The sequence below is a fragment of the Longimicrobium sp. genome, assembly GCF_036387355.1.
In the GTDB taxonomy this organism is placed as follows: Bacteria; Gemmatimonadota; Gemmatimonadetes; order Longimicrobiales; family Longimicrobiaceae; genus Longimicrobium.
The window spans coordinates 1-11,539 of the sequence record NZ_DASVTX010000199.1 but is presented as its reverse complement, the minus strand read 5'-3'; the positions used below and the strand labels follow the sequence as shown (position 1 = coordinate 11,539).

Below are 11,539 nucleotides of genomic sequence, written 5' to 3'. Positions count from 1 at the left end.
AGCGCGGCCGACGCGCGGACGCACGAACGTGAAGGTGCACGGAGCCGGAGGGATGCAGCTTGCATTCTGGCTGGAGGCGCACGCGCGGAGCAGAGCGGGCGCTCAGCGCGGCGGCATTGGAGGAAGTGGCGAGAAACGGATCGGGCGCATCAATGGTAAACAAATGCTTCCGGCGCGGCAAGTGCCGGCGCGAAAAGCAAGTTCCTACCGAGAAATGACTTGCGGACGGTGAACGCCTTTTCCCCGGGCCGGATCCAGCCTTGCCCGCCATGCAGACGTGGCGCACCGACTCCCGGTGCGCCCCTCGGTGCATTGGCGACGCGCGTGCTCAGCAGCAGGTCGTATCGCAGTCGGTGCCCGGGGAGTTGTGGTGCGCCCGCGTCCAGCGCACCGCCCCGGCGCCTCGTCCGAATCAGCCCTTCGTTGATTCCCGGTGCCTGGGGGTACCGTGCGCCGGTGGTTCTCTCCTCCAGTCACCCGCACCTGGTCGATCGCGCCGCGACGAGCGCGCCGGAAGGGATTAACGGCGCCGCCCATCCACCCTACCGTATCAGGACACGATTCACCAATCACATTCGTGGAGGCGCCCCACGCGGCTGAATCTGAACCTGGAAGAGCTGGACGTGCAGACGACGGAGATGGACCCGGTGTCCACGGGCGAGACCGTGGCCGGGCTGGACGGCGGGTACGCCGCGTCCATTCTGTGGGATACCCAGACGCGCCCCATCCAGCGGCCCAACACCAACGATACGCCCTGCTGGGCCTGAGCAGGGTGCGTGTAAGCCGGCGGCCCCGGCGGGACTGCCCGCCGGGGCCGCCGCGCGTCCGCCTCATCCCTCGTCCGCCGCCCTGGGGATTGGCGGCCCGCGGCGGCGGCGCGTAGCTTGGGCCCGCTGCATCCGCCGCCCGCCCTGCCCCGGGCGGTTCCGTTCCCTTTCCCCCACACGCACGCACATGCGCAGACGAAATCTGGCCCTCCTGCTGCTCCCGCTGTTCGCCGCCTGCCAGCCGCAGACCTCCCCCGCCCCGTCCGCCGCGCCCTCGGGCCCGTCCGGCACGGTAGCGGCCGCCCCGCTGGGCGCGCGCGAAACGACGGACGTGGAGCGCGCGGCGGTGCTCGCGACCCTGCAGAGCTTCATGGACGGCCTGCGGATGCGGGACACCTCCATCATGAACCAGCACGTGGACTCGCTCACGCGGATGACGCTCATCCGCCCCGTGCGCACGGGGGGAACGCGCGTGATGCTGCTGACGGGAGCGGAGTTCATCCGCCTGGTGACGCAGCCCGGCCAGCCCGGCATCGACGAGCCCATCCGCAACCCGGTGGTGCACGTAAGCGGCGACCTGGCCTCGGTGTGGGCAGAATACCAGGTGCGCCGCCCCGACGGCACCGTGTCGCACTGCGGCTTCGACGCGTTTCACCTTTCCCGCCGCGACGGACGCTGGAAGCTGCTGAACATCAGCGACACGTTCCAGCAGACGGACTGCGGCCCCGCCTGGCCCCGCTGACGAGCGCGAAGGGTCCCCGATCCAAAGCGGCCCCGGCGAGTTGATCGCCGGGGCCGCTTCGCGTCGCCGCCGCGGCGGCACCCGGACTGCCCTCGGCAGCAGAGAACGTGGCGGATGTACCGGCACTCCGGGCAGGTGTACGGCTATCCGGCCGGCCCGGCGGGTGTGGTGGCGCGCCCCGCCGCCCGCGGTTCTGCACGGGAATTGTCTCCACGCGCAGGTGCCCGGCGTTTGAACGAAAGCTTCTTCATCGGTGTCCCCTCCCGGTGCAGGATGGCCGCAATTCGGAGCGCGGGCGCTGCCCCCGGATTCTCGCCCTGCACCCCAATACCGACAGGAAAAACAGGAGACGGGTTCCGCCTTTCGGAATCCGTCTTTTTGCGGCCGGGCGTCCTTGACACCGAATCCGGTAGCAGACTACATTGCGCTTCGCGGTCGGAACGGTGTCCGAAAAGGAAATACCTGTTTCCGCCGCGGCGCGTCACTTCGGCATCCCGTCCTTCCTCCCTCCGGGGCTCCTCATCCCCGCGTACTGCCCGCGGCCCGCCTCACGCCGCCGGATTCGCCGTTCCCGCACTCGTCCATCCAGGCACCGGGAGGTCCCGTGGGGCAGGTGTACGTCGCGAACACGAGCAGCGTAAAGCTGCTGTACCAGGTGAACGGTGCGGCCATCTCCCCGGGCTGGCCGGGCACACAGGGCGGGCCCCCGGTGATGATCACGGCCCCGCTGGTACGGTACCCGGAGGGCGGCAAGTTCAACCTGGGCAACAACACCTTCACCGCCCAGTTCACCGATCAGGAAGGCGGCCCGTACCAGTTCTCCTTCCGATTCGACCCCGCGCAGATGTCGGTGGACGCCAACTACCTCATCTACGTGTTCCGCGGCTACGCGTCGCTGCTGAACCAGTTCGGCTACGTGCTCCAGACTTCGGGAACGCCGGTTCCGCCGCCGCCCTCCCCGCCCTTGAATGCGCAGTCCGCCGGCCCGACCTGAGGCGCCGGCGTCCACGCGGGACCTCCCGCCTCTTCACCTTTCCAGGAGCACGGACATGGCAGGCAAAGTCACCGTCTTCAACTGCTTCAACGAGCCCGTCACCAACCTTTCCGTGGCCGGCTACAGTGCCGCGGCCACGATCGCCGGATGGGCCGACGGCACCGTGACCGGCGTGCCCAAGTACACGCCCTCGTCCACCACCGTGCCGCGCGCCAAGTACGCGGGGAGCAGCGCCGTGTTCGCCATCGGCGACAACGCCGTCAAGGTGCCCTGGGACTCGTTCACCGGTTCCATCACCGTCACCGTTCCCAGCTCGGTGCCGGGAACCGGCCCCATTTCGCTGGACCAGGACCTGATGCTGTACGTGGGCGCCAACCAGGCCTTTCTGACCACGCAGTTCGGCTATGTGATCGGCACCTTCACCGTGGTGGGCGCGCTGGGCGGCGTTCAGGTGGACACCGAAGCGGGGGGCGCGGAGCCGCTCTCGGTGAACGCGAGCTGAGGCGTTCCCGCCCGCCCGCGGGGGCGCAGTCCGCGCCCCCGCGGCCCGCACGACCTGATGTTGCACGCCGCCTCCGGAGCGCCCCGCTCCGGAGGCGGACTCCCCCTCACGGCCCGCGCCCGATGCCGACGCCCACCTTTTCGCTGGTAACGCAGGACGGCGGATTCGGGCTGTACCAGGCCGGCTCCGCGGGTGAGCCGGGGGCGCTGCACCTCTCCTTTCTGCTGGTTCCCGGCGCGGGCGCCCCGCCCGCCGGCCCCCTGACGCTGCAGGAAAGCTGGGCCTACCCCGGCGGCTACCTGTTTTCCGCCGCGCCCGTCACCGGCGGCCTGGCCGCGCTCGCGGGGGCGCTGGGGCTCACGGGGGCGGCGGCCAACCAGCGCGCGCTGGCGTGGCTCACCCCCCAGGCCCCGCCGGTGCTGGCGCTGGTGCCATTCTCCCCCGGGGCGCTGACCGGCCAGGTGGTGGGCACCGCCACCGTGCCCGTGCTGCAGCTGCAGCTCAAGGTGGGGTCCGGCACCTCCTTTTCCCTGTCGCTGGACCCGCCGGCGCTGGGCGTCAGCGCGGGGGGCGTGACGCTGGAGGGAAGCTCGCTGGGGCCGGGCGGCGACCTTTCGGTGTCGCTGGACCCCGCGGACCCCGGCCGCATCACCTTTTCCGCCAGCTGGGACGCATTCCAGTTCTACCTGCTGTTCAGCGACGACCCCACCGGGCAGGCGTACCCGCACGGCGGCGAGGTGCGCTACTTCTACCCCGCGCCGGGCGGCGGCACGGCGCAGCTGGTGTACCCCGTGCTCCCGGCCCCCGCGCCCAACGCGCTCACGCTGGAGCTGGCCGTTGCGCTGGACCCCGTGAACCCCGCCGACGGGGGCCGCACCGCCTTTCAGTTCAGCGGCGCGCCCCCGGCGCTGCCGCTGGCGGCCGCCAGCACCGTGTCGGGAGCGGCGGTGACGCTGGCGCCACAGGCGGGCGCGGGGTTCTGGCTGGGGCTGCGCCCGGGACCTCCCCCGGGAGGAGGGGTGGCGGCCTACCTGGCGCCGCAGGGCCCGTTTTCCCTTTCCCTCCCCGGCGGCCCGGCGCGCCTCATGTGCGGCACCTCGGCGGCGGAGTTCCTGGCCGTCGCGGGAGGCGACACCCTGGTCTTTGACCCCGGACACCCCGCCTGGGCGCCGGCGTTCGGCGCGGGGACGGGCGCCGCGCCCTCCGCGGGCGATGCGCCGGGGCCGGTGCTGGACCCCACCTATTCCACCGCCTACGTCCGCGTGCGTCCAGGGGGCGGCAACGCGCCCCGCGGCTACTACGCGCAGCCCTCCGCGTCGGTCAACTACGCGCCCGGCGCGGTGGCGGGCATGGGGCTTCCGGGGGCGGTGTCGGCGTACGTGGGCGATCCCATGGCCGCGGGCGTGCCGCTCCCGATTGCTCCGTACGCGGCGCTGTACCAGCCCGCGCCGGACGGCTCCCCCTCCCCCAACGCGGGGGTGGAGCCCGCGCTGTTCGACGCCTTTGAAAAGCAGGTGCTGGCCGCGGCGCGCCACACGGCGGTCCCGGGCGACCCGGGCACCGGGCCGCGCTTCGCCAACGCGGGGGGCGCGGCGCTGGCGGGGGGCAACGCGGCCACGCCGCAGGGGCTGCTGGTGCAGATGAACGACGGCGCCACGCCGTTCCGCGCCGCGGCGTCGCTGGCCGGGGCGGCCGCGGGGCCGGAAGGTACGTGGCAGCGGCTGGTGCTGGCCCGCAGCGGCGACCAGTACCTGGCGTTCGGGCCCGGAGCGTCGGGAACGGTGGATGGGCGGCTGGCCAGCGTGCTGATGCGCGACCAGCTGTTCCTGGTGGTGAACGCGTGGGACACCTTCGGCGCGGGGATGGAGCGCGAGCTGAACGTGGCCGGCTTCAACTTCGAGGTGGCGCCGCCCCCCGGCGCGGGCGCCGCGGGGGCCGGCACCTTCCTGGTCTTCAAGTACGACACCACCCGCTCGCTGCAGTCCCTGATCTGCGGCGACGTGTCGGCGTGGGCGGAGCCTGGGGTGTTCGTGACGGACGTCGCCGCGGCGCAGGCCACGCTGCGCCAGTCGCTGGCCGCGGCCGGGGTGCCGTGCCCCTCCGGCGCGCTTGGGGACGGCGACGCCCCCGACGCCGACGGGGACCACGCCTTCGACTACTTCCGAACCGTGATCGCGGTGGAACCCGCGTGGACGGGGATCCTGGCGTTCAACGCGCCCATCAACGCCAACGGAATGCCGCTGGACCTGCAGATGCTTTTCGCCGGCATCGACGGGGAGCTGTACGCGCACCACTTCGGCGTGGAGCTCAACCAGCTGACCCCCGCGGGCGGCGACACGGCCACGGGCATCAGCCAGAGCTCGCTCTTCGGCGTGATCCACTATCCGGGCAGCACCTCCGCCCCGCTCCGCGGCGACCCCGCCCCCGGCGACTACGACTTTCACGTGGAAAAGCTGGTGGTGGCCCTGCGCAACTCGGCGATCACCGTGTTCGACTGCAAGGTGGGGATGAGCATCCGCTCCCTCTTTGGCCGCGCGGTGCAGCTGGTTCCGGCCACCGCGGACGCGCCCCCCGGCACGGTGGTGATCGCGGGACGGTACCAGCGCCACGGAACGGTGGGCACCGTCACCTTTACCGCCGCGGAGCGCGCCGCCTTTCTGTTCGGCACCGGAGACGGGAGCGTGCGGGTGCTGGACCGCTTCGGGGTGACGGGCGCCACGCTGGTGCCGGTGGGGAGCAAGGACAACGGCGACGGCACCTCCACCATCACCTCGCGCTTCACCCTGTCGGGCGCGCTGGCGTTCCAGGCGCAGCCCTTTCCCGGAGTGGAGGGGCTGGACCTGTTCACCTACGGCATCGTGGGGGACGACGGAAGCGTGGCGGGGGTGAGCGTGTCGGGGCTGGCGCTGGACATCGGCTTCGTGCTGGACGGCGAGGGAAAGAAGCAGGGCGCGGCCCGGATCGCTCCCGACTTCACCGGGCTGCAGCTGAAGGACGACCCGGCGGGGCGGCGCAAGGGCGGGCTGCTCACCTCCCTGCCCTGCAAGCTCACCTCGTTTCTGCAGGACGACAGCGGCATCACCGCCGCCAAGCTGGGCGGCCTTCCCGTGAACGTGGCGGGGCTCGTGACCGTGCCTCCCGAGCCGCCGCCGCCCAGGGACGGGGGAGATGGCGGCGACGCGGCGGACGCGCCCCTTCCGCCCGCGGCGAACTGGACGACGTCGTCGCCGCGCTACGCCATGCGCTTCTCCCTGCCGCTGGGCACGCTGGGGTCGCTGGCCGAGGCGGGGGCGTCGCTGGACGCCTTCGTGGTGCTGGGCTGGGGCCCGTCCGCCGCCACCCCCGACGACGACGGCGCCGCGCTGTACGTGCAGCTGCCCCAGGCCTCGGTGGGGGCCATGGGCTTCAACCTCCAGGGGCTGATCAAGACCACCTTCGGCGACGCCAACCTGGCCCGGGTGCAGCCGCCGGGAAAGGACGCGGCGTACGTGCTGCTGTTCAACAACGTCGCCCTGAGCGTGCTGGGCATTCACTTTCCGCCCAAGGTGATCGTCGACTTCATCCTCTTCGCCGACCCGGCCAACCCGGGAACGGGAAGCATGGGATGGAGCCTGGCGGCCACGCAGCCGGGATGACGGCCGGCCGCACGGGACCACGAGAACCAGGGAGCGCCATGGCCGACGACCCCATTCTGGACGCCAGGACCGTCACCGAGCTGTGCACGGCCATCAACCAGACGTACGCCCTGAACCTTCCCGTGCAGTTCGACGCGGGAACGGTGCTGGCCGCGCTGTGGGCGCTGGCCGTCACCGTGACGAAGGACCCCCGGCCCGGAACGCGGTACGAGGCCACCGCCACCGGCGGCTACCCCGTGGTCCCCGCCCTGCCGGGCACCCTGACCGTGGACGTGCTGGACACGTCCGCCGGTCCGCAGTCCTGACACGCACACGCATCATCCCTTCCCCCCCTGTTCAAAGGAGTTCTTGATGACGGACGCATCCGCCAACCTGCCCATGGCCGGCACCCCCACCGGCACGGTGACCACCGCCGCCGACGGCACCCTGAGCGTGCTGTTCGGCCTGCAGTTCCTGATCGACGGCAAGCCGGTCACCATCAGCAGCGCCGACATCGCCAACGCGGCCACCAAGGGGATCGAGTTCGCCATCCCCGGCCCGCTGGACCTGGGGACGCTGGCAAACCTCATCAGCTGGATCAACACCACGTTCAGCGTGAACATCCCCAGCGGAGACAGCCTGCCCTCCCCGCTCAACGAGGTGGTGAACGTGCTGACCAACATCGACTTCACGGTGACGGAGTTTCACATCAAGATCCCGCCCAAGGGTTCCTCCGACACCGTGCAGTACACGCTGGCGCTCACGGCCACGCTGGCTTCGCCCATCAACCTGATCCCCGGCTCGGAGGCGCTCAAGATCACGGGGGCGCTGGTGGGGGTGAGCAACGAGGCGCAGCCCGCGCCGGCGCTGCCCGCCTGATCCAGCGCGGGCGGGCACCGCTCCCCCGCCGGGGCCGGACGGCGTCTCCGCGGTGCCGCGCGCGCCGCCGGAACGCCGTCCGCCCCGGCGGATGAGGAGCGGGCCCGCGGCCCGTCCGCTCCGCATCCCCCTCCCCGTTTCCACAGACCCCCCGAAGAGGCAAGCCGATGGCGAGATTGACCGTGGGGGCTCAGCTGACGCTGAACCTTGCCTCGGGGAGCCCGTACCTGATGGGGCTTACCCTGGGGGTGGGCCAGGGCCCCACGCAGCTGGTGCTGGGGCCGCGCGACGGGCAGGTGCCGTTCACCCTGGCCGACGTGGTTTCCGGGGTGGGCGACATGCTGGGCATTCCCGAGCTCAAGCAGGTGTCCAGCCTGGCCTCGTCCGCGCCGTGGAGCGAGATCTTCGCCGTGCAGATCGCGCCCTACCTCACGGTGGCCGTCGGCGGAACGGGGGGGCCGGCGGGGGCGGTGCAGCTCGTGATCAAGCTGTACAAGGGGGGAACGTACGGCGTCAGTCTGGGCGGCCCGGTGGGCGGGGTGATCACCATCTCGCCCAGCTTTACCGTGTTTGACCTGATCGTGGGGTATGAGAGCGGCAAGGGGCTGGACGTGCGCGCCCGCGTGCGGTTCGACGAGCAGGCCAGGCCCGCGGAGCTCGCCGCGGGCACCCTGCCCGCGCTGGGTGCCGGCGCGGCGGCGGACCCCGCGCCCGCGGGCAAGACGCAGATCGTGAGCTACCCCTTTCCCATGCCGCCCGCCGGGGGAAGCAACTTTCAGGTGAAGTACCTGGGGCTGGGGCAGCGCTTCGGCCCGCCGCCGTACACGGGCTCGGGCGACCCGCTGGTGGAGATCTTCAACCAGCTGGAGTCCACCTTCACCAGCAGCGACCCCGCGACGCTGCTGTCGCAGCTGGCGAACTACTACGATCCCGCGCGGGGCTGGTTCATCGGGGCGCACGTGCTGCTGCGCGGGTGGGAGGTGCGGGCGCTGTTCAACGACCCCAGCATCTACGGGCTGCAGGTGGCCTGCTCGGTGGACCAGTTCAAGGGGCTCGCGTTCGAGATCCTGTACCAGAAGCTGGGGCCGCACCTGGGCGTGTACTACGCCGCGGTGACCCTGCCGGAACAGTTCCGGCAGATCAACGTGGGGGTGGTGGCGCTCACTCTGCCCTCGTTCCGCATCTGGATCTACACCAACGGCGACTTCAAGGTGAGCGTGGGCTGGCCCATGGGGCCGGACTCCATCGGCGTGCAGGCGTACATCTTTACGGGGGGCGGCGGCTTCTACTTCGCCAGGCTGCGCAGCGGCGACAACCCGCAGTCCGGGCAGAAGGCGCTGGCCGCCGGGGCGTCCATGGCGCCCGCCCCGGGCGCGCCCGCGATGGTGCAGCAGTACAACCCCATCATCGAGTTCGGGCTGGCGCTGTGGCTGGGGGTGGGCCGCTCCTTCAGCCAGGGCCCGTTCAGCGCTTCGCTGAGCCTGACGCTGCAGGGCACCTTTCAGGGGATCCTGGCGTGGAACGCGCCGGACGGCGACCCCGCCCGGACGTCGTCCATCTCCCGCGCGCCGGACTACTACTGGTTCGCCGCCACGGTAAGCCTGGTGGGGCAGCTGCAGGGGTCGGTGGACCTCAAGGTGATTTCCATCTCCGTGCTGGTGCGCCTTTCGGTTTCCGCCAGCGTGGCGTTCGAGACGGGGTACAACACGGTGATCGGGGTGGAGGCCCGCGTGGACGTGGAGGCGCGGGTCAAGATCGTGTTCTTCACCATCTCCGTGGGCTTTCACGCCACCGTGTCGCAGAGCTTCGCCGTCACCTCCGGCAACCCGGCGGACGCCAGCGTGTCCGGGCCGCAGAACGAGGCCTTCCAGGGGATGAACGACTGGGTGGCGGCGCCGGCCCTGCTTTCCCTGGCGGCGGTGCAGGCCCCCGCCCCGCGCCGCCCGCCCGCCGTGCGCCCGCACCCGGACCGGGTGGCGGCCGCCGTGTCGGGCAGGACGCCGCTGTCCGTGAGCTTCGTGCTGCAGCCCACGGTGACGTACGCCGCCGGGGTGGGAACGGTGGCCGCGGTGGCGACGCTCGCCATTCCCGCGCCTGGCCCGGGCAGCCCGGCCAACACGGAGCTGGAGCAGCTGTTTACCGGGGTGGCCGGGTGGCTGCTGGCCACCTACGCGCCGGGGACGCACGCCTGGGCGGATGTGGCCGCGGCGCTGGGCGCGGGGAGCGATCCGCCGCCGGACAGCTTTGCGCCGGGGCTGGAAGCGTTCCTGGGCGGCGCCTTTACCTTCACCCTCTCGGGGGTGGACGGCACGCAGCCGCCGCCGCAGAACGCGCCCAGCGCGGCCGTGTTTCCCATGCCGCCGCAGCTGCAGATGCAGTGGACGGGGGGCGGCGCCCCGCTGGCCTTCGCCAGCCGCACCACGCCCGCGGACTATGCGCAGGTGGTGTCGGACTACTTCGCCCAGCTTTCCATCCAGGGGCTGGTGTCCTCCGACGGCCCGGGGAACGGCCCGGGGATGGAGGGCGCCGCGGATCCCACCCCGCCTCCGGGCCCGTCGCTCACCGAGTTCCTGTTCACCGACTGGTTCCTGACCGTCGCCCGGCAGATGGCCCGGGAGCTGGCGGACGGGGGCGGCACGGAGGGGATGCCGGACGCGGCGCTGGCCACCAACGTGGGCGGCATGGTGTCGCGCTTCATGCTGAACGGCCTGCGCCTGCCGGACCCCGCCACGGTGCCGCCGGACCTCCAGGACGTGGACCTCGCCACGCTGGCCATCGCCCCGGGGTACGCGCTCAGCGGGCAGCAGTTCGCCGTCCCCGATCCCACGGCCGCCTGCGAGGCCACGCTCACCCTGGCGCCGGGGGGCGGCCCGCTTTCCATCGCCTTCGCCAGCGGAAGCAGCGCGGTCGCCACCCTGCCGGTGGAGACGGCCCCGCCGGCGCCCTCGCCCTTTGCCACCGGCGCGGCCACGGTGAGCGCCCTTCCGTCCGTAACCTCGCAGCCGCTCTGGTTCGCGCAGCGCACGCGCATGCCCTGGGTGTCGCCCGCGGGAACGACGTTCGTGGTGCCGCTCCCCCCGGGTGTGCTGCAGGCCGTGGCCGGCGCGCCCGCCGCGCTCTCGGTGACGGCCACGCCTCCGGCAACGTCGGCCGCCGCGGCGGCGGCGGTGGACGCCGCGCCCGCGCTCACCCTCGTTTCCCGCGTGGCCCGCGTTCCCGTGGCGCGCACGGGGCAGGTGGAGGACGGGGCGGCGGCGCCCACCTTTGTGCCCAACGTGTACCAGGTGCTGGGCACGGACGATGAGACGCGCGCGCGGGTGGAGGCGCTGCTGAAGGCGCCGGCCGCGGCGCTGTCGGGCGCGGTGCTCACCGTGCTCTACAACGCCGCGACGACGGGGTACCAGTCCGACGCCCCGTTCGCCGCGCGCCCCGTGCTGCTGGCCAAGACCAACCTGAGCACCACCACGCAGCCCGCGACCGCCAACGACGCCTTTCTGTTCCGCGCGCTGGCGGCGCCGGACCCGCTGGGGCCCACGCAGGCGCTGCTGTCGGAGGTGCCGGACTTTCTGCGGCTGCTGTGGGAGGTGAGCGTGGTGCACGCGGGCGGCTTCTACCTGCAGTACGCCGACGCGCAGGGCAGCGGGCTTCCGGACCACGTGTTCACCGGCGACACGGCGGACCTCACCTTCCTGGTCACCTTTCCCCCCGCCTCCGCGGCCCCGGTGGCCAGCCCGTGGCACAACGCGCTCACCGTGGGGCAGCCCGGGCAGGGCTCGCTCTTCATCGCCGTGATGGACGGCAGCGGCGGCCAGCTCACCACCTGGAGCCCGTCGTACCCGGCCGGGTGCATCGGCTTTGCCCTGGAGTGGGGCGAGCAGGTGCAGCGGCTGACCTCCACCGCGCCCCGGGCGCTGTACCAGGACGACTGGGTGGACCACCTGTACCACCTGGTGCAGTTCCGCGTGGCCGGGGTGCGGAACCAGTTCACGGAGTCGCTGTGGAGCTCGGCCCTGTCGCCCTCCATGGACAGCGGCGGGGACG

The 11,539-nt window shown here is 72.3% G+C and carries 8 protein-coding genes; all 8 read left to right on the top strand.

The window, feature by feature from the left end; genetic code table 11:
- The first annotated feature begins 623 nt into the window (after window positions 1–623).
- The gene (locus VF665_RS08790) at window positions 624–767 is read left to right on the top strand and encodes a hypothetical protein (RefSeq protein ID WP_331053042.1); all 144 of its coding nucleotides are present in this window, start codon (window positions 624–626) and stop codon (window positions 765–767) included.
- Window positions 768–954: 187 nt separating this feature from the next.
- The gene (locus tag VF665_RS08785; protein WP_331053041.1) at window positions 955–1,509 is read left to right on the top strand and encodes a hypothetical protein; all 555 of its coding nucleotides are present in this window, start codon (window positions 955–957) and stop codon (window positions 1,507–1,509) included.
- A 604-nt stretch (window positions 1,510–2,113) separates the two neighbouring features.
- The gene (locus VF665_RS08780) at window positions 2,114–2,503 is read left to right on the top strand and encodes a hypothetical protein (protein ID WP_331053040.1); all 390 of its coding nucleotides are present in this window, start codon (window positions 2,114–2,116) and stop codon (window positions 2,501–2,503) included.
- 55 nt (window positions 2,504–2,558) lie between these two features.
- A complete protein-coding gene (locus VF665_RS08775; protein WP_331053039.1) occupies window positions 2,559–3,005 on the top strand; it encodes a hypothetical protein in 447 nt (148 codons plus the stop codon).
- A 122-nt stretch (window positions 3,006–3,127) separates the two neighbouring features.
- Window positions 3,128–6,640 carry a hypothetical protein gene (locus VF665_RS08770; protein ID WP_331053038.1) on the top strand — a complete coding sequence of 1,171 codons (3,513 nt, stop codon included), beginning with the start codon at window positions 3,128–3,130 and terminating at the stop codon, window positions 6,638–6,640.
- A 38-nt stretch (window positions 6,641–6,678) separates the two neighbouring features.
- Window positions 6,679–6,945 (top strand): hypothetical protein, encoded by a 267-nt coding sequence (locus VF665_RS08765; protein WP_331053037.1) that lies wholly within the window; start codon window positions 6,679–6,681, stop codon window positions 6,943–6,945.
- 46 nt (window positions 6,946–6,991) lie between these two features.
- Window positions 6,992–7,498: a hypothetical protein gene (locus VF665_RS08760; RefSeq protein WP_331053036.1), complete on the top strand. Its 507-nt coding sequence runs from the start codon at window positions 6,992–6,994 to the stop codon at window positions 7,496–7,498.
- Between the two features lie 167 nt (window positions 7,499–7,665).
- A partial coding sequence (locus VF665_RS08755) for a hypothetical protein (RefSeq protein WP_331053035.1) occupies window positions 7,666–11,539 on the top strand: 3,874 nt, incomplete at its 3' end.

What these genes read in the sequence shown, in the direction of transcription:
- VF665_RS08785 (WP_331053041.1), top strand. Translation starts at nt 955, where the DNA reads ATGCGCAGACGAAATCTGGCCCTCCTGCTGCTCCCGCTGTTCGCCGCC.
- VF665_RS08775 (WP_331053039.1), top strand. Translation starts at nt 2,559, where the DNA reads ATGGCAGGCAAAGTCACCGTCTTCAACTGCTTCAACGAGCCCGTCACC.
- VF665_RS08770 (WP_331053038.1), top strand. Translation starts at nt 3,128, where the DNA reads ATGCCGACGCCCACCTTTTCGCTGGTAACGCAGGACGGCGGATTCGGG.
- VF665_RS08765 (WP_331053037.1), top strand. Translation starts at nt 6,679, where the DNA reads ATGGCCGACGACCCCATTCTGGACGCCAGGACCGTCACCGAGCTGTGC.
- VF665_RS08760 (WP_331053036.1), top strand. Translation starts at nt 6,992, where the DNA reads ATGACGGACGCATCCGCCAACCTGCCCATGGCCGGCACCCCCACCGGC.